Annotated in this window: 13 protein-coding genes; 7 read left to right on the top strand and 6 right to left on the bottom strand. The window is 46.7% G+C overall.

The window, feature by feature from the left end:
• Positions 1-58 precede the first annotated feature (58 nt).
• The gene (locus ASG33_RS22050) at positions 59-5,512 is read left to right on the top strand and encodes an alpha-2-macroglobulin (RefSeq protein WP_056290837.1); all 5,454 of its coding nucleotides are present in this window, start codon (positions 59-61) and stop codon (positions 5,510-5,512) included.
• Between the two features lie 5 nt (positions 5,513-5,517).
• Here ASG33_RS22050 and ASG33_RS22055 read toward each other — a convergent pair whose 3' ends face one another.
• The gene (locus tag ASG33_RS22055; protein ID WP_056290839.1) at positions 5,518-6,258 is read right to left on the bottom strand and encodes an MIP/aquaporin family protein; all 741 of its coding nucleotides are present in this window, start codon (positions 6,256-6,258) and stop codon (positions 5,518-5,520) included.
• Between the two features lie 155 nt (positions 6,259-6,413).
• On the opposite strand from ASG33_RS22055, the gene purB reads away from it, so the two are divergent.
• Positions 6,414-7,769, top strand: a complete 1,356-nt coding sequence (gene purB / locus ASG33_RS22060) for an adenylosuccinate lyase (RefSeq protein WP_056290841.1) — start codon at positions 6,414-6,416, stop codon at positions 7,767-7,769.
• An 83-nt stretch (positions 7,770-7,852) separates the two neighbouring features.
• Here the strand turns inward: purB and ASG33_RS22065 are convergent, their stop codons facing one another.
• From ASG33_RS22065 to ASG33_RS22085, 5 genes are all read right to left on the bottom strand, one after another.
• The gene (locus ASG33_RS22065; protein ID WP_056290843.1) at positions 7,853-10,405 is read right to left on the bottom strand and encodes an adenosylcobalamin-dependent ribonucleoside-diphosphate reductase; all 2,553 of its coding nucleotides are present in this window, start codon (positions 10,403-10,405) and stop codon (positions 7,853-7,855) included.
• A 268-nt stretch (positions 10,406-10,673) separates the two neighbouring features.
• A complete protein-coding gene (locus ASG33_RS22070) occupies positions 10,674-11,723 on the bottom strand; it encodes a hemin-degrading factor (protein ID WP_056290844.1) in 1,050 nt (349 codons plus the stop codon).
• A 24-nt stretch (positions 11,724-11,747) separates the two neighbouring features.
• A complete protein-coding gene (locus ASG33_RS22075) occupies positions 11,748-12,551 on the bottom strand; it encodes a heme ABC transporter ATP-binding protein (RefSeq protein WP_056290847.1) in 804 nt (267 codons plus the stop codon).
• A complete protein-coding gene (locus ASG33_RS22080) occupies positions 12,548-13,654 on the bottom strand; it encodes an iron ABC transporter permease (protein ID WP_056290849.1) in 1,107 nt (368 codons plus the stop codon). Before ASG33_RS22080 ends, ASG33_RS22075 begins: the two co-directional genes overlap by 4 nt.
• 5 nt (positions 13,655-13,659) lie before the next feature.
• The gene (locus ASG33_RS22085; protein WP_056290851.1) at positions 13,660-14,490 is read right to left on the bottom strand and encodes a hemin ABC transporter substrate-binding protein; all 831 of its coding nucleotides are present in this window, start codon (positions 14,488-14,490) and stop codon (positions 13,660-13,662) included.
• Between the two features lie 230 nt (positions 14,491-14,720).
• Between ASG33_RS22085 and dctA the strand changes: the two genes are divergently transcribed.
• The 5 genes from dctA to ASG33_RS22110 all read left to right on the top strand — a co-directional run bounded on the left by dctA (position 14,721) and on the right by ASG33_RS22110 (position 18,714).
• The gene (dctA, locus tag ASG33_RS22090) at positions 14,721-15,992 is read left to right on the top strand and encodes a C4-dicarboxylate transporter DctA (protein ID WP_056290853.1); all 1,272 of its coding nucleotides are present in this window, start codon (positions 14,721-14,723) and stop codon (positions 15,990-15,992) included.
• A gap of 38 nt (positions 15,993-16,030) precedes the next feature.
• Entirely contained in the window at positions 16,031-16,261 is a 231-nt protein-coding gene (locus ASG33_RS22095) for a DUF433 domain-containing protein (RefSeq protein ID WP_056290856.1), read from the top strand.
• The gene (locus ASG33_RS26320; RefSeq protein WP_056290858.1) at positions 16,258-16,608 is read left to right on the top strand and encodes a DUF5615 family PIN-like protein; all 351 of its coding nucleotides are present in this window, start codon (positions 16,258-16,260) and stop codon (positions 16,606-16,608) included. The genes ASG33_RS22095 and ASG33_RS26320 overlap by 4 nt, the downstream gene beginning before the upstream one ends.
• Positions 16,609-16,650: 42 nt before the next feature.
• Complete coding sequence (locus ASG33_RS22105) at positions 16,651-18,384, top strand: M3 family oligoendopeptidase (protein ID WP_056290859.1); 1,734 nt, start codon at positions 16,651-16,653, stop codon at positions 18,382-18,384.
• A gap of 78 nt (positions 18,385-18,462) precedes the next feature.
• Positions 18,463-18,714 carry a hypothetical protein gene (locus tag ASG33_RS22110; RefSeq protein ID WP_056290861.1) on the top strand — a complete coding sequence of 84 codons (252 nt, stop codon included), beginning with the start codon at positions 18,463-18,465 and terminating at the stop codon, positions 18,712-18,714.
• Positions 18,715-18,865: the final 151 nt, after the last annotated feature.

Raw genomic sequence — 18,865 nt, forward strand, 5'->3', positions numbered from 1 at the left:
CGTTAAATTAGACGGGTGATTCTTACATAAAAGATCATCCGTTTTTTTATATGCTCTTATGAAAAAAAACTTCCTGTCCTCATTCATTTTTCTTTCTCTCTTTGCCTTACTTTTTGATAGTTGCTCCTCACTGAACGAAGTGAGGGTTGCCGGTACCAACTTTGGAGACGAGATCAACCTTTCTCAAAACCTTGTTTTTACATTCAACAAGGATTTGGTGCCGCTGGCTGACCTGAATGACTGGGATTCAACGCAATACATTCAATTTGAACCTGCTGTAAAAGGTAAATTCAAATGGACTGCAGAAAATGAACTGGTGTTTTCGCCCGTTGCAGGATTTAGCGCAGCCACTTCTTACAAAGCAAAGCTGACAAACCTGCTTACGCGTAAAGTGGAAGAGGACAAGAAGTATGAAATCGCAAAAGAGCCGCTCGATTTTCACACACCTTCGCTGAGCTTGTCGGCCACCGAAAGCTGGTGGGCTATTTCGCAGGAAAGCGGCAGGCAGGAAGCCCGCATGAAGCTGGTTTTCAACTATCCTGTCAACAGCCAGGAAGTAGCACAGAAGTTGCAGGTCACGGTTGACAATACCAATACAGATTTCAGGATACTGCCTTCTTCCAGCGAACAGGAAGTAACAGTGGCGCTCGCCCGGACGGGGAAGACCGATAATAATGCAATTCCGGTGAAACTGACCGTCAATTCAGGGGTAAAGATCCTGAATGGAACACACGTAAGTAAAGAGCCAATGGTAACCAATGCCAACCTGCCTTCTCCGCTGCACCTGCAGGTAATCGATATCCAGACAGGCTTTGAAAACAATGCAGGCTACGCGCGCGTCATCACATCTCACGAGCTGGATAAAGAGAGTATCTCCAAAGGGTTTTCTATCAATCCAGACACGGTTAAGCAGTTTGAACCTACTGCAAATGGGTTTATCGTAAGAGGTGATTTTAGTGAAACGGAGACTTACACTTTGCTGGTTAACAAAAACTTAAAAGGTGTACTTGGACGTAGTTTGGAGGAAGAGACTTCCCGAGACGTGTTTTTTGGAAAACTTCCGGCAGCTGTCTCATTTACTAATAAAAAGGCGTTATACCTGCCAGGCAAAGGCTCGAAAAATATTGGTGTTCAGATCGTAAACATACCTCAGGTTCAGGTGCGCATTTCAAAGCTATATACCAATAATATCCTCAACTACATACGCCAGAACCGCTGGAAAGAATACGATGAAGTGGGCGATACTTGGCAGGAGACGGGTGCTTTCCAGTATACCGATGATGGGGAAGGCAATATGAGCGATGTATTGGTAATGAAGAATGTGGATACCGAAAATTTACCCAAAAGCAAGGGAGTAACTGCGCTCAACATTGCATTGCCAGACGAAAATAAACGGCACGGAGTTTATCTCGTAACAGTACGTTCCACGAACGAAGCTTACCTGAGCGTTACCAAGCTGGTCTCCATTTCTGACATCGGTTTGATCGCCAAGCAGGGAAAGGATGAAATCTGGGTGTTTGCCAATTCCATCCAATCCAATGAACCGATCGCCAACCTTGAAGTCACATTAATCAGTTCGAATAACCAGACTATACACACTCTTAAAACTGACAGTAAAGGAGTTGCACACGTAGATAAACTGAATGAAAAGGCACCTGGATTAAAGGTTGCATTGCTGACTGCCAGTGCGGAAGATGATTTCAATTACCTGATGCTGAGTGATACCCAGGTAGAAACTTCCCGGTTTGAAGTGGAGGGTATGCGGGATAATGCATCAGGTTTCCAGGCTTTTACATACGGTCAGCGGGATATCTACCGGCCAGGCGAAACGATGTACTTCAACACGGTACTTCGCAGCCAGAATTGGCAGACCGCAAGTAAAATCCCGCTGAAAATGCGGATGGTTACACCCAATGGACGTGAATACCGGACCTGGCGGAAGACAACCAATGAGCAGGGTGCTGTAGAGACTGAAGTGCAAATGGACAGGGCTGCATTAACCGGAACTTACGTTTTGGAAGTTTATAATGCCAATGATATTCTGCTCGGCTCGCATTCAATAAGTCTGGAAGAATTTATGCCCGACCGGATCAAGGTTGACCTGAGTGGCGCAAAGAAGGAATATGTTTCCGGAAGTACCGTTTCGCTTACAGCCACAGCCGTCAATTTGTTTGGTCCGCTTGCGGCAAACCGTACTTACGAAATGGAGTCGCAGCTTTCACGAAAGAGCTTTTTTGCAAAAGGATTTCCTGAATACACATTCGATATACCCGCTGAAACGTCATTTGCAAAAGAAACCCGGCAGGGTAGTACCAATGAGAATGGCCAGGCAAGCGAAAACTTTGTATTAGGTGCCGGGCTGAAAGACATAGGTGTGCTGGAAGGGAAAATTTACGTGACTGTTTTTGATGAAAATGGCAGGCCCGTAAATCGCATGCAGCGGTTCGACGTATTTACCCAACCTGTGTTTTATGGCATCCGCCTGCCTGATACCTACGTGGGTACCAATGCGCCCGTCCAGGTGGAAATCGTAGGGGTAAATGGAAAGGGGCAGCTGCAAAATGGAAGTAGTGTAAATGTGGAGGTGGTGAGACTGGAATACCAGACTGTGGTAGAGAAAAAATATGAACAGCTGCGGTACACCTCCCGAAAAAAGGAAAAGCTCGTTTATTCCAATACAATGCGTTTGCCTGGTGGGAAGGCTACTTTCCGGTATGCGCCCACTGTTTCAGGTGAATATGAAGTAAGAGTAAAAAGGCCTGGGGCAGAGCACTATACGCTAGCCAGCTTTTATGCTTATGGTTACGGGAATACGCAGTACTCCTCATTTGAGGTAAGCAATGAAGGGAGGGTTTTGATGGAAACCGACAAAGCAGTTTATAAAACAGGTGAGGAGGCGAAAGTGCTGTTCAAAACACCTTTCGACGGCCGGTTGCTTGTAACCGTGGAGCGCAATCAGGTTTTGGAACAGCATATCCTTACTACCGACAAAAAAGCAGCAGAACTTACCTTTAAAATCAAGGATGAACATTTACCGAATGTGTTTGTTACAGCCACGCTGATCCGCAAAATGGAGGATTCTGATATGCCGCTGACCGTTGCGCACGGTTTCACACCTGTGGTAGTGGAAGATCCCGACCGAAAGCTGCCGGTTTCCATTTCAGTAGCTGAAAGCTCACGTTCGAAAGTCCGGCAGCAGATCAGGATTAAGACCGCTCCCAATGCACAAGTCACGGTGTCAGTTGTGGATGAAGGGATATTGCAGATCAAGAATTTTAAAACGCCTGACATTTATAATCATTTTTATCAAAAAAGGGCACTGGAAGTAACCAGCCATGATTTATATGCGCAATTGTTCCCTGAGCTTTCATTAAGTAAGTCCAGTTTCGGGGGGGATGGTTTTGACCTTGAAAAAAGGATTAATCCGCTGAGTAATGGAAGGACTGAGCTGGTTTCTTTCTGGAGTAAAATCATTACGGCCAATGGAAGCGGCGAAGCTAATTTCAACATTGATGTGCCTCAATTCAGCGGCGACTTGCGGGTAATGGCGGTTGCATACAAAGACAATGCGTTTGGCTCGGCGGCGAAGAATATGAAAGTGGCAGATCCGATTGTGATCAGCGCAGCCGTACCACGGTTTTTCAGTCCGAGCGACGAGCTTATGCTGCCGGTAAATATCAGTAACACGACCAAAGCAGCTGCGAATGCAACCGTGACTTTGCAGTTGCAGGGCCCGCTGTCGGCTGGTGCCCAGCCTGTGCAAACGGTCTCAGTACCCGCAGGTAAGGAGAGCAGGGCTATATTTTCGGTGAAAGCCGCGCAGGCAATCGGACTGGCAAAGCTGACGGTAAAGGTGAATGCATTCGGTGAAACTTTCGTCAATGAGACGGAAGTGACAATCCGCCCCGCTTCACCACTTTTGAAAACAAGCAAATCCGGCCTGATAACGGGTGAAAAGCAAGGATTGGTCGATCTGAGCTCATCTTTTATTCCTGCCACAAGCCGCAGCCAGATTGTGCTGAGCCGGTCGCCGCTTGTACAGGGCGGCGGGAAGGCGCTCTCGACGCTGCTCGGCTACCCTTATGGTTGTCTGGAACAAACGATTTCAAAAGCATTCCCGCAGCTATACTTTGCCGATCTTGTCAAAGCAATGGCGGCACCGGTGTACATGGTGCGGAATATGGAAAGTGATTTTAACCCCATGACCAATATTCAGCAGGCGATTAGAAAGGTTGAATCGCAGCAGCTTTACAATGGCGGAATGGGAATGTGGCCGGGCGCGACGCAGGAAGATTGGTGGGCTACTGCCTATGCCGTGCACTTTCTGGAAGAAGCAAGAAGGGCAGGGTTTGAGGTTAATCCAAAAACCGTGAGCCGCGCGCTGGAATATCTGAAAATGCAATCCGGAACAACGGCAAACAAGGAAGTAGTAATTGCATCTACGGGAGACGGGCTGGCTTATGAAGGTCGGCCGACCGGCACGCAAACGCGCAAGCTGGTAGCGCGGCGTGAAGCGATTTACTCCCTGTATGTACTCGCATTGAATGGAAATCCGAATCGCCCTTCAATGAATTATTACAAGCAGAATGCCCGGCTCCTGACCACCGATTCCAAATACCTGCTGGCCGCAGCTTTCCAACTGGCGGGAGACGCACGTAGTTTTGCTGCATTAGTACCAAAGAAATATGTTCCTGAGCAAGCGGGACAAGGTTTGGATGATAGTTACTCCTCCCCACTCCGGAACATGTCGCTCGTATTGAACACATTGCTGGAAGCTGATCCGGGTAATCTTCAAATCCCGGCACTGGGTCGACAGTTATCGCAGGCTGTTCAATCAGCATCTTACCTCAATACGCAGGAGGCTGCTTTTACTGTACTTGCATTAGGCAAGCTGGCGAGGAAAAGTGCGGGTTCAACAGTAACTGCATCTGTTTTTGCGGGGAATAAACAAGTGGGGACTTTTAATGGTAAAGAGCTGAAAATATCGAAAGGAGTAACAGGTCAGAAGGTTTTGATCAAAACGCAGGGAAAAGGCGATCTGTATTGGTTTGCGCAAACGGAAGGAATGTCGGCAACGGGTACTTATACGGAGGAAGACCAGGGAATGCGCATTCGTCGCCAATTCCTGACCCGCAATGGAACACCCGTTGATGCTTTTCATCAAAACGACCTGGTTGTGGTAAAGCTTACTTTGAGCAGTACAAATGGGTTACCGATCGATAATGTAGTGGTAACTGATTTGTTGCCTGCCGGGTTTGAGATAGAAAACCCGCGCATTACCGAGCCGCGCGACATGCCCTGGATCAAAGATGCATCTGTACCCGAATACTACGATATCCGCGATGACAGGATTCACTTCTTCACGACAGCGGACAAGCAGCCTAAAACCTTCTATTATCAGGTAAGGATTGTGTCAAAAGGCAACTTTACAGTTGGTCCGGCGGCGGCCGACGCTATGTACCGTGGCGAATATCGGAGCTATTCCGGCGGCGGCAAGATCAAGGTAGACTGAGTGGCTTAAAACGAAAAAGAACGGAGGATCAAGCCTCCTATGACAGCTCCGGCAATGGGCGCGACAACTGGAATCCAGGCGTAGCCCCAGTCGGAGCTGCCTTTGTTTGGGATAGGTAATATGGCATGCGCAATCCTTGGTCCCAGATCACGCACCGGGTTGATAGCGTAGCCTGTTGTTCCTCCCAATGAAAGTCCGATGCTCCACACCAGCATTCCGACGAGATAGGGCGTTACGCCCGATGGAATTCCGCCTTTTTCAGGATCAGAAGTGCCCGCGTAACCGATTGCGACTACGCCGATAATCAGTATGATCGTTGCGATAAATTCACTGATAAAGTTAGGCCCTGTGGATCGCAGTGCAGGATCTGTGGCGAAGCAGGCGAGTTTGGTACCTGCGTCTTCGGTTACTTTCCAATGCGGCAGGTATTGCAGCCACACAAGTATTGCACCCAGAAATGCGCCGATAAGCTGTGCCGGAATGTAGCTGGCAACCAGGCTGTAATCGTTTTTCAAAACAGCCAGGCCAACTGTTACTGCGGGATTAAGGTGTGCAGCTGCACTTCCGAATGCATTGGCAGTGAAAATCCCGATCATTACCGCGAAACCCCAGCCGGCTGTGATCACAATCCAACCTGCATTTGCACCCTTTGTACTTTTCAAGATCACATTGGCCACAACGCCGTTACCAAGTAAAATGAGAATCATAGTTCCGACTAATTCTCCAACAAAGGGTGAAGGCTGCATAGAAATGAGGTAAAAAGGTTTAGACCGCGAAATATGCGAATAGTTTTATATAATCTGTCTCTGATCCCAAAAAGAATATTTCGTGTCCTTTTTACCATTTTCCCACGACGAATTCCACTAACTTTGCGCGATAATCAATTTCTGTATTGAAAATCATGTCTTTAAATCAACTCACAGCGATCTCTCCAGTTGATGGCCGTTACTACAAACAGGTATCAGAACTATCGACTTATTTCTCTGAGTACGCCCTCATCTATTACCGGGTATTTGTTGAAATAGAATACTTCATCGCATTATGCGAGTTGCCGCTCCCCCAGCTTTCAGAGTTTGACAAAAAGAAATATCCATCGCTGCGCAAAATCTATGAGGATTTCAGTGAGCAGGATGCACTACATATCAAGGATATCGAGAAAGTGACCAACCACGATGTAAAAGCGGTTGAGTACTTTATCAAGGAGCAATTCGAAACTTTGGGAATTGCTGCTTACCAGGAGTTTATCCATTTTGGTCTTACATCTCAGGATATCAACAATACCGCTATTCCGCTTTCATTGCGGGATGCATTGGAGCGCCAGATCAAGCCGCTGTTCCGTCAGGTTTTATTTGTATTGAAAAGAATGTCCATTGAGTGGAAAAACGTGCCGATGCTTGCATTCACGCATGGTCAGCCGGCTTCTCCGACACGCGTAGGTAAGGAATTCCTGGTTTTTGTGGAGAGGTTGGAGCGGCAATTGGAAATGCTCGACAAAATCCCTGCATCGGCTAAGTTCGGCGGGGCGACAGGTAATTTCAATGCGCACCATGTGGCTTACCCAAAACAGGACTGGATGGCGTTTGCCAATCATTTCGTGGAAGGTTTAGGCCTGAAAAGAAGCAGGCACACGACGCAGATCGAGCATTATGATAACCTTGCAGCTACTTTCGACTGTCTCAAGAGGCTTAATACGATTTTGACGGACCTTAACCGGGATATGTGGACTTACATTTCCATGGGTTATTTCAAGCAGAAGATTAAGGCTGGTGAAGTGGGCTCGTCGGCGATGCCGCATAAGGTGAACCCGATCGATTTTGAAAATTCGGAAGGTAACCTGGGTCTGGCTTCGGCATTGTTTGAACACTTTGCTTCCAAATTGCCAATTTCGCGTTTGCAGCGTGACCTAACGGATTCTACTGTTTTGCGGAATATCGGTGTCCCGCTGGCGCATTTGGCAATTGCCTTGAATTCCTTGCTGAAGGGATTGGGTAAAGTGGAATTGAATGGAGAAATGCTTAAAGCAGATCTGGAAGATAACTGGGCCGTTGTGTCCGAAGCAATCCAGACTATCTTACGTCGCGAGAGTTATCCAAAACCTTACGAAGCATTAAAAGAACTAACCCGCACCAACGAAAAAATCACCCGCGACTCCATTTCCCGTTTCATTGAAACGCTCGACGTTTCAGAAAAAATCAGGGAAGAACTGAGGGCGCTGAGTCCATTCAACTATTTAGGTGTTGTAGAAGATAATATTTAGTACTTCGGCTATCGGCTTTCGGCTATCAGACTGGATGTTTCGATTCCAGGTCTGATAGCCGAAAACTGACGGCCGAAAGCCCTCTATCCACATTTCGAAGAGCCGCAATCTTTGCAGGTCAGGCAGCCTTCCTGGTATTGGAGGTTGGTCGAATTACAGTTCTGGCATTTTTGCTTTCCAGCTTCTGTTCCGTCCGGAATGTACCGTTTTAAAGCCCTCGCTACTCCCGCTTTCCAGGTGTTAATTGCTTCATCCAGCTGTAAGCTACCAATCAGGTCCACTACTTTTTCAATCGGCATTCCGTGGCGCAAAGTGCTGGAAATAAGCTTCGCATAATTCCAGTATTCCGGGTTAAACTTGTATGAAAGACCTTCGATCGTCGTTTTATAGCCCCTCGTGTTTTTGTATTGAAAGTCGTATCTGGAAGTACCGTCGCTTTCGCGGTTTTTGATAATATAACCATCATTAACCCAGCGCGGGATCAGGATACCATCCTCATCGTCGGCGAAACCGGTGAAGATCTCGTAAGGCCGGCCGTCGATTGTTCCGATAAATGCGATCCATTTGTCTTTCTTGTTTTGAAAACGCACCACATCCGCTTCCAGGGTTTGTGGCCTTTCGGTAGGGAATGGCGCAGGAGAGTCGGCAGATTTATCTTCTTTTTTCTCCTCATTTGAAATCAAAACACCGGATCTTGATCCATCCCTGTAAACGGTAACTCCTTTACAGCCCGCTTTCCAGGCTTCCATGTAGCATTCGCCCACCAGCTCCTCGGTTACATCATTCGGCATGTTGATCGTCACACTAATTGAATGATCAACCCACTGCTGGATTGCACCCTGCATTTTTACCTTTTTAAGATAATCTACATCGTTGCTGGTTGCTTTGTAGTAAGGTGATTTTTTAACAAGATCATCAAGCTCTTTCTGAGAATAATTTTTTGTTAAATCGTGGCCGTTGATTTGCATCCATTCTTTAAACCGATGATGAAAAACGACGTATTCTTCCCAGGAATCACCAACTTCATCCACAAAATCCACCCGCACATCTTTATCGTTTGGGTTGACTTTTCTCCTCCGTTTGTAAACGGGCAGGAACACAGGCTCAATACCCGAAGTGGTTTGCGACATCAGACTCGTGGTTCCCGTCGGTGCAATGGTAAGCAGTGCGATGTTTCTGCGGCCGTATTCAAGCATTTCATAGTAAAGCTGCGCATCCGCCGCTTTCAGGCGCAGTATAAAAGGATTGTTTTTCTCCCGCTCCGAATCAAAAATGGCAAATGCGCCACGCTCTCTCGCAGTGTGTACAGAGGCACGGTAAGCTTCCAATGCAACAGTTTTGTGAATTTCAACCGCAAAATCATTGCCCGCATCGCTTCCATACCGCAAGCCCAATGCAGCCAGCATATCTCCCTCAGCTGTGATACCAATACCTGTCCTGCGACCTTCCTGCGCCTTTTTCTGAATGTTCAGCCACAGGTTTTTCTCTACCAGCTTAACTTCCTCACTTTCCGGATCTGCGTCAATCTTTTGTATAATCGCGTCGATTTTTTCAAGTTCAAGATCGATGATATCATCCATCATGCGCTGGGCGGCGGCAATGTGTTTTTTGAACAAAGCCCAGTTGAAACTTGCTGCGTCGGTAAATGGATTTTCAACGTAAGAAAACAGATTAATCGCGAGCAGGCGGCACGAATCGTAGGGGCACAATGGGATTTCACCGCAAGGATTGGTTGAAACAGTTTCGTAGCCCAGATCAGCATAACAATCCGGAACAGACTCGCGGGTAATGGTATCCCAGAACAAAATGCCGGGCTCGGCAGACTGCCACGCATTATGCACGATTTTCTTCCAGAGTGCTGTCGCGTCAATATCTTTGATGTGTGTCGGCGTGGTACTTTTTACCGGATATTGCTGTCTGTAAGTGGATTGCGACTCTACGGCTTTCATGAAATCATCATCAATCCGCACAGAAACGTTGGCGCCGGTTACCTTGCCCTGCGTCATTTTCGCGTCAATAAAGTCTTCTGAATCCGGGTGGCGGATTGCCACTGAAAGCATCAATGCGCCCCGGCGGCCATCTTGCGCTACTTCCCGTGTTGAATTTGAAAACCGCTCCATAAAAGGCACGATACCCGTGGAAGTAAGTGCCGAATTTTTGACAGGCGAGCCTTTCGGGCGAATGTGCGACAAGTCGTGGCCCACGCCACCGCGCCGTTTCATCAGCTGAACCTGCTCCTGGTCAATCTTCATAATACCGCCGTAAGAATCAGCAGCGCCATTATTTCCGATCACGAAACAGTTGGAAAGGGAAGCGATCTGATACGGGTTACCAATGCCTGTCATCGGACTGCCCTGTGGAATGATGTATTTAAAATCTTTAATGAGGTCAAAGATCTCATCCTCACTAAGCGGGTTTGCGTATTTGTGTTCAATTCTTGCAATCTCCCTGGCAATGCGGCGGTGCATATCGTCGGGTGTAGCCTCGTAAATCGCGCCGTAAGAATCCTTTAATGCGTATTTAGTAACCCAAACCCGGGCCGCCAGATCGTCGCCTTTAAAGTATTGAAGGGAAGCCTGGTAGGCTTCTTCGGACGTGTAGGTCCTTTCAGATTGCGAGGACTGAATTGTTTCCATTTATGATTTTGAGTATAGTGGAAAATATTTTGAAGTACTCAAATGTAAGAAAATCCGGCTTCATATTATTTAAAAAAGTTTACAAAAAATTATACATAAAAACCTAATTTACAGTTTATTAAGAATTTATGGTGTAAAGAAACTTAGCAAATATTTTATTCTTTGATAATCCATTTAATTTCATTATAAACAAAAAAACCGGCTCGAATCGAAACCGGTTTTCTTCACTACTATGGCGAAATTTTATCTTGAAATCATTTGACTGAGCTTAGTTTAACTTAGTCACGGCACGTTCCAGCAGCTCCGGCCATTCCTTTAACTCAGGTATGCCCGGTTTTCTTTTCCCAAAAAATTGGTTGAACATCACACCCTCTTTGTCGATCAGTTCAATGCCCGTAACAATACCGTCTTCTGTCGGCTTGCGCACAATCCAGGCTTCGTCTATGGCGTCTTCCCGTAAATGCAGGTTGAACTCCGGGTCCATGATGTTGAGCCAGGGACCCATTACAAAAATCTTATTGATCGTTCCGGTGTGGATCTGAATGCAATTAGGGTTTGAAACAAAAACCATAATGGGAAGTCCTGTTTCTGAAACTGCGTCGAACACGGGTTTCATACTTGCCGGTGTGATCCGGAAGGCGTAACCCTCGGGCGCGAGCCGCAGCGCCTGTTTGCGCGAGAGTTTGTATTTGCGCAACAATGTGAAGAAATCGTGCGTGTCTTTCAGGGCCAGCCACTCAGACTGAAATGCGGCAACATCAATGTCCGGCGCGGTTTCTGGTTCCGCGCTTTTCTCAGGTTTTGGTGAAACTATCAAATTAACTTCCTGATCAGCAGCCGTGTATTTCGTTACAAGCGCATGATAAGCTTCCTTATTACTCTTTTCGGTCAGGTAAATTTTATGTGTTGCCTCACCAAAGCTGTTGAAGAATTGCAGACTATGCCTGTCATTTTCCGAAACGGCAAAGCCAAATTTCCAATCACCCAGGAAGAGCCTGAGATCAATATCCTCGCCCAGAACAAGCCCAACGTGGTTATTGAATGATATTTTTTCATAAATACCCTTTCGCTCATGCACCACGTGATCATTGCGCGTAAGTGCCATTACGTGTCCGAGTGAACCAACTTCTTTGATCAGCTCCCTGAAATCACCGTCCAGCAAAGTCGCAGTTTCGCCTATTCCGGTCGCTACAAGCTCGGCCTCACTGGTATTCAACTGCTTTGCAGCGTCGCGGATTCTGGTTTTGGGATTAATTGCCTTAAATTCTTCCCAACGTTCTTTGAGCTCAGTTCTGTCTGGTGAAAGGGTTGATTTCATAGTCTTGTATTGTTAGAGTGATATTTAGATTTGAGGAATACCCGGTAAAACCGATGCCGCGTGCGGCACAATAATCGGGAATGGCAGGTTTTCAGCCTGTATAAGCTGCACGGGTAATCCGAATGCAGCTTTGATATACTTTTCATTTAATACTTCGCCTGGTGCGCCCGTTGCAAAGCTTTCGCCGTTTTTGAGCATTAAAACTTTGTCTGCGTACTGCAAAGCCTGATTGAGATCGTGGATTACGGCAACTACCGCAAAACCTTTTGCCGTCATTTCTTTCGCCAGCTGAAAAGTTTCAAACTGATGCAGCAGGTCCATTCCGGTTGTTGGTTCATCGAGCAGTAAAAGTCCGTTTTCCACTTCCCATATCTGAGCCAATGCGCGGGATACCTGCACCCGCTGCTGCTCGCCACCGGAAAGTGTCGGGTATAAACGCGATTTTAAATGCGCTATCCCTACTTTTTTCAGACACATATCTACAATCGCCAGGTCCCGCTGTGAAGGTTGGGAGTCATAGAAAGGGTATCTGCCCATTAAAACAATTTCTTGCACGGTAAATGACAATGCGATTGAATTATGCTGGGTAAGTACCGCCCGTTGCCGCGCCAGTTCACGCAACTTGTACTTTCCAAGATCTTTTCCCCTGAATATGATATTGCCTGCAGCAGGTGTTAGCTCCGAGGACAACAGCTTGATCAATGTCGATTTGCCGGCACCATTTGCACCGACAATGGCCCAGAACTCGCCCGGATTTACCGAAAAGCTTACATTATGTAGAAGCCTGCGGCCGCGCACTTCAAAGCCCACCTGATTGATCTCCATCATAGCCTTTTTCGTTTTTGGTCCCAAAGAATATAAATGAAAAACGGGGTACCCAGTAGCGAGGTAAGTATCCCGATGGGCAGCTCAGAAGGCGCTACGATGGTTCTCGACAGCGTGTCGGCGAGGGTGAGTACAATAGCCCCCGCTATCGCAGAACCGATGATGAGCGTTTTATGATTGGGGCCGAAAGTTGTGCGTATAATGTGAGGGACAACAAGTCCCACAAAGCCGATTGTGCCAGCTACTGCCACAGAGGCGCCGACGCCCATTGTTGCAAGGATAATCACTTTTCTTTTAAGCAATTTCATGTCCACGCCCAGACTGGCGGCCTGGCTTTCTCCTAAAACCAGCAGGTTCAATGCTTTGGATAGGTAGGGCATAAATAAAACAGAGATACCTACAAATGGCGCTACCGCCAGCACGGAAGTCCACGTAGCGCCGCCGAGGCTGCCGAGGTTCCAGAATGTAATGCTGCGTAGCTGCTGATCATCGGCCAGGTAAGTCATTAATCCCGTAATCGCGCCAACAAATGCATTGATCGCAATCCCGCAAAGCAGGAGTGTGGTTACGCCGCCTTCGCCCGCGACTTTTGACAATTGATATACAAGAAATGTGGTAAATGCCGCGCCAAGAAATGAGACAAATGAAATGCTGTAAACACCCGCGAGCTCATTGAGCATTCCGAGGTATTTGACATTGAGCATCAGCACAAATACTGCAAAAAGGGAAGCGCCGGAGGTAACACCAATGAGCGTGGAGTCTGCGATCGGGTTTCGGAAAAGCCCTTGCAGGGAAGCGCCGGCAATCCCCAGCCCGGCGCCAATCAGCACAGCCAGACAAACCCTGGGCAGGCGGATTACCCAGAAAACGATGGATTTTTGCTCTTCCACAGAAGTTTCCCGGATCAAGCCCATCTTCAATGCAACTATTTCGGTCAGCTCCTTCATTGAAATGGAAAGCGCGCCGGTACAGGCGGAGAAAATAATGCTGGCAAGCAGTATCAAACCCAGTATCCAGGCCATTTTCCCGGTCGAAGACGGCAGGATGAGCCGCTCTTCTGCGGCTGGCTTTTCTGTATCAGGTTCTTTGACGATCTCGGCCAGCATAACACTTAGTTAACTTTTTGCGACAGTTCCAATGCAGCTTTACCGAGCCTCGGTCCGAAGCCGGTAAGGAACTGTCCGTCCATTGTGACTATTTTTCTGTTTTTTCCTGCATTGGTATTGGCAATTCCAGGGACTTTCAAAAGTCCTTCTATTCCTTCCAAACTTTCCAGACCACTTGAAAACAAGACGAGCACATCCGGGTTTGCGGTAATCAGCGACTCAGCGGTGAGAGGTTTGAAGTCGGTAAATCCCTGCACTGCATTTTTGTGGCCGGTTAGCAGGAACATCTTGTCGAGCGAGGTGCCGGTTCCTGAAACCATCAATGTGCCCGTGCCTCGGGCGTATATAAACAGCAATTTTTTCGGCAACTTCGTTGCCTTGATCCTGGCAAGGTCATTTTCCAGCGCCTTCACCATTTTCTCTGCCTGCGGCTTTGTATTGAAATAAGCGCCCACTTCCCTGATCAGGTTGATTGCACCTTCTTTGGTATACTCGTGCCTGAATTCCACCAGCTTTTTTCCTGAACTCCCCAGCTGTTTCAGAACAGCAGGTGGTATCATACTTTGGTTGGTGTAAACGATAATGTCGGGATTTAGCGAGAGGATACCTTCTGCGGCAATTGTGCGGTTATGTCCGATCTTCGGGATTTTGTCAAGAGGCGCTGGGAATGTGCTGGTTACATCCACGCCGACGATCTGTTTTTCCAATCCCAGGCCGACGAGGATTTCACTTAATGTCCCATTGGTAGAGACAATGCGCCCCGCATTTACATTGGATATCGTGTAAATGGCTAATAGAATGAAGACACTTAATCTTTTGATAAATCCGTAGCGCATAGCCTCTTGTTTCTCCGGAACATCCTTCTGAATGCACTTACCGGAATGGTCAGGCGCAAATATATGGCATTAATTTAGACCAAGTATAAATAGTCAAGAAAAAAAAGACTTACCCGCGACTAAATCGGCAGCTGCAATCTTTATTATTGTAAATTCATCAAATGCGCAATTGTCTGTTTACCTGCTTTGTGCCTGATTAATCTGTTCCTAACTCTTATATCCTGCTAATCTTGAAAAAATTATTTACCAATCTTACCTTCTGGGTACTTACCGCCATTACGGCGGGGGCTTTGCTCGGACACTATTATCCGGCGCAGGGAGTTGAGATGGAGTTTTTGGGCAAAGGCTTTATCCAGATCGTCAAGATCTTTATCAATCCGATCATTTTCCTGACAATTACGCTCGGAATTATCGGAATGGGCGACTTGAAAAAAGTGGGCAAAGTGGGTGCCAAAGCGCTCATTTACTTTGAGGTAGTTACAACGCTCGCACTTGTTGTTGGTGTGGTTGTTGCCAATATTATCCAGCCGGGAAAGGGAGTTGTTACAAGTAACTTGCAAAAAGGGGACATTTCGGTTTATGCAAATAAGGTCGGCGATTTCAGCTGGCTGCAATTCTTTCTCGACAACGTTACCTTGCAGGTTTTGCTGTTCTCGCTTGTTCTGGGAACTGTGCTGAGCAAGTATTCAGGAAAGGATAAGGTCATTCACTGGCTGAATTTTATATCAAAATATGTTTTCCGGGCATTGCACCTGGTGATGATTTTCGCACCGATCGGCGCATTCGGCGGAATGGCTTACACTATCGGAAAATATGGGATCGATACGCTGCTGCCGCTTGCCAAGTTAATGGGGACGGTTTATGCAACAATGGCAATTTTCATTTTCGGGGTACTTAGCCTGGTTTTGAGAATGTACAAAGTCAATCTCTGGTCTTACCTGAAATACATTCGCGAGGAGCTGCTGATTGTGCTCGGCACATCGTCGTCGGAAGCCGCATTGCCTTCTTTGATGGTCAAGCTGGAACGGATGGGCTGCTCCAAACCGGTGGTTGGACTGGTGGTGCCGGCAGGTTACTCCTTTAATCTCGACGGTACAACGATATACCTTTCCATGGCGACGATCTTTCTGGCGCAGGTATTTAATGTACACCTGACTTTCGGACAGATACTTTCATTGATCGGGATTTTGATGGTTACGTCAAAAGGCGCAGCTGGTGTAACAGGAAGTGGCTTTGTGGTACTTGCGTCGACATTGACGGCAATTAAGGTTATTCCGGTTGAAGGACTTGCATTGCTGCTGGGAGTTGACCGTTTCATGTCCGAAGCCCGAGCGATTACCAATTTCATCGGAAACGGCGTCGCGACGATCTGGCTGGCGAATAATGAAAAGGAGTTTGACAGGGATAAAATGAATTATGCATTTGAGAACATCAGGGAAACAGAGAATGTTGTAACAGACAACCTGAGCGATGTAACCCAGCCAACGGAGACGAAGTTGTAGGAATTTTGTTATTTTATCGAACGACAAAAGTTGAGGTCATGAACTATAAAGCATTTATTGTTTCCGATCATAGGGTTATGCTTGGGAAACCTGTTATTAAAGGTACGCGCTTGTCCGTTGAGCTCATTTTGCGGAAGCTGGGGGAAGGAGTTACTATGAACCAGCTGTTGGAAATGTACCCTGCTCTGAATCAGGAATCTATTCAGGCAGTCCTCCAATATGCAGCTGAGTTGGTCGCCAACGAAGAAAGTCTGGAAATTGCCTCGTGATCCTGGCCGACGAAAATATCGATCACAGCGTGATTGAGGCAATCAGAAATGAAGGCTTTGAGGTATATTCTATTTATGAATCAAACAGAGGATTTCTGGACGAAGAGATCATTGAATTTTCGAGGAACCCTCCCAGAATAATTTTAACGGAAGATAAGGATTTTGGGGAGTGGGTTTATGCACATCATATATCCGGCATTAGCGTCATTTTTCTTAGATACCATTTTCTTGAAACAGAAGCAGTTACTAAAATTCTGATCAAACTTCTGAATGAGCGCACGGATGAGCTTTATGATCATTTTACGACAATTACAATAAAGAAAATCAGGTCGCGGTCTTTCTTATAAGACTACGCGTTAAACGATAAGTATTACCACTATTATAAAATCATGATTGAACAGGAAACAGTACATATACCAACCCGGGCGGGCCGGGTTTTTATCGGCGAAGAGTTTGATTTAAAGAGCTGGAATGATGTTCAGCCCTTTTTTGAGAATCTTAAAAACCGTGAGATCAACTCGGCAGAAGATTTGAAACAATGGTTTTCAGACCGCAGTGAAATAGAATCCTACTTATCTGAAAACTTTGCATGGCGCTATATCCGGCAAACCTGCGATACTGCTAACACCGGGCTGATTAATGCATTGCAGTTTTTTATAACAGAAATCCAGCCCAAGCTGGCGGAATACGGCAATGCTTTAGACAAAAAAGTGGTAGATAGTCCTTTCCTGAACGAGCTGACAGAACCCGGGTTTGAGATCACATTAAGGGGAATGAAGAAAGCGATCGAGATTTTCCGCGATGAAAATATCCCGCTTATCACCGAAATGCAGACCGAAGAGAGAAAGTATGGCGCAATTGCAGGAGCTATGACGGTCACACTCGACGGGGAGGAAATGACTTTGCAAAAAGCATCAGACCGGCTGCAATCCACAGATCGTGTGATCCGCGAAGAAGCCTGGCGCGCCATCAGCGAGCGGCGGTATCAGGATCATGATAAATTGGACGAACTGCTGAATTCGCTGATTACGCTGCGTAACAAAGTCGGGCAGAATGCCGGTTTTGACAACTACCGCGATTATATGTTCGCTGCAATGGGCCGCTTTGATTACACGCCAGAGGATTGCTTCAACTTCCACGGTTCCGTCAAAAAAGCCGTGGTACCCCTGCTGAATACCATGGCAGGTGCCAGAAAAGCTTCCCTGCAGGTTGATTCGCTTCGTCCGTGGGATACCAAAGTAGATCCGAAAGGTTTGCCGCCGTTGAAACCATTTGCAACAGGAGAGGAGCTTTTGGACAAAACAATCCGCTGCTTTACCCGTCTTGATCCATTCCTGGGAAATTGCCTGAAAGTAATGAAGGCTATGAACCACCTCGATCTGGAATCGCGGAAAGGAAAAGCGCCGGGAGGCTATAATTATCCGCTCGATGAGATTGGGGTGCCTTTCATATTTATGAATGCAACTTCCAATCTGCGCGATATGGTTACGTTGCTCCACGAAGGCGGCCATGCAGTGCATTCATTTGTAACCCGCGATCTGCCCTTGAATTCATTCAAACATACTCCTTCCGAAGTGGCGGAACTGGCTTCGATGTCAATGGAGCTGATTACGATGGATTTCTGGGACGAGTTCTTCGAGAATGAGCATGATTTGAAAAGGGCAAAAATCCAGCATCTTGAATCTATCATCGAAACGCTGCCGTGGGTGGCTACGGTAGACAAGTTCCAGCATTGGATGTATGAAAATCCAGCACATACAGCAACGGAACGTCAGGCTGTCTGGGTCAGGATTTATGAAGAATTTACGGACTCGATAATGGACTGGACCGGGCTTGAAAACTTCAAAAAATATCTTTGGCAACGTCAGTTGCACATTTACGAAGTTCCTTTCTATTATATCGAATACGGAATTGCGCAGCTCGGCGCGATCGGCGTTTGGAAAAACTACCGTGAAAATCCGGAGGCAGGGCTCAAAGGGTATCTTGATGCGCTGAAACTCGGCTACACGGCCACAATCGGCGAAATATATCAGGCAGCGAATGTTCCTTTCGATTTTTCGGAGAAGAATATCACCGAGCTGATGCAGTTTGTCAGCAACGAACTGGAAGCGCTAAAAAAATAACAATCCGTTTATCAACGATTTGGTGGTTATAAAAATGGCCGCTATTTTTGCGCGTAATACAATTGAACTGTCAAAGAAATGAAACTATATAGAATTGTTGCATTTGTAGCTTGTGCGGCTTTGCTTACTTCCTGCGAATACCAGAAGTATAACCACATTGAGCAAAAGGATCTGAATACCGGAAATGAATACGTTTACGGTGTAAGTCCGGACTCATTGCCACGCCAGATGTCATACAAATACGAAGCGGACCCTGAGCTTGATACGCGTGTAAATAACATCAGAGCAAAGCTTTACGGTGGAATCACTAGTTCTGTAGTGAAACAATAACAGCATTTCTGTTAAATTATATAGAGATATCCCTGCCAATGCGGGGATATCTTTTTTTTGATCCTGTATTGAATATTTTCAATATCGGTCCTTACGGATAGCCTGTTTGCGGCCGCCCATTCGATAACCGATGTTGCGAGATTTTGAACAT

Source organism: Dyadobacter sp. Leaf189, assembly GCF_001424405.1.
In the GTDB taxonomy this organism is placed as follows: domain Bacteria; phylum Bacteroidota; class Bacteroidia; order Cytophagales; family Spirosomataceae; genus Dyadobacter.

Excerpts from the sequence above, each read along its gene's own strand:
- ASG33_RS22050 (WP_056290837.1), top strand. The coding sequence starts at position 59 with ATGAAAAAAAACTTCCTGTCCTCATTCATTTTTCTTTCTCTCTTTGCC.
- ASG33_RS22055 (WP_056290839.1), bottom strand. The coding sequence starts at position 6,258 with ATGCAGCCTTCACCCTTTGTTGGAGAATTAGTCGGAACTATGATTCTC.
- purB (WP_056290841.1), top strand. The coding sequence starts at position 6,414 with ATGTCTTTAAATCAACTCACAGCGATCTCTCCAGTTGATGGCCGTTAC.
- ASG33_RS22065 (WP_056290843.1), bottom strand. The coding sequence starts at position 10,405 with ATGGAAACAATTCAGTCCTCGCAATCTGAAAGGACCTACACGTCCGAA.
- ASG33_RS22070 (WP_056290844.1), bottom strand. The coding sequence starts at position 11,723 with ATGAAATCAACCCTTTCACCAGACAGAACTGAGCTCAAAGAACGTTGG.
- ASG33_RS22075 (WP_056290847.1), bottom strand. The coding sequence starts at position 12,551 with ATGATGGAGATCAATCAGGTGGGCTTTGAAGTGCGCGGCCGCAGGCTT.
- ASG33_RS22080 (WP_056290849.1), bottom strand. The coding sequence starts at position 13,654 with ATGCTGGCCGAGATCGTCAAAGAACCTGATACAGAAAAGCCAGCCGCA.
- ASG33_RS22085 (WP_056290851.1), bottom strand. The coding sequence starts at position 14,490 with ATGCGCTACGGATTTATCAAAAGATTAAGTGTCTTCATTCTATTAGCC.
- ASG33_RS22095 (WP_056290856.1), top strand. The coding sequence starts at position 16,031 with ATGAACTATAAAGCATTTATTGTTTCCGATCATAGGGTTATGCTTGGG.
- ASG33_RS22105 (WP_056290859.1), top strand. The coding sequence starts at position 16,651 with ATGATTGAACAGGAAACAGTACATATACCAACCCGGGCGGGCCGGGTT.
- ASG33_RS22110 (WP_056290861.1), top strand. The coding sequence starts at position 18,463 with ATGAAACTATATAGAATTGTTGCATTTGTAGCTTGTGCGGCTTTGCTT.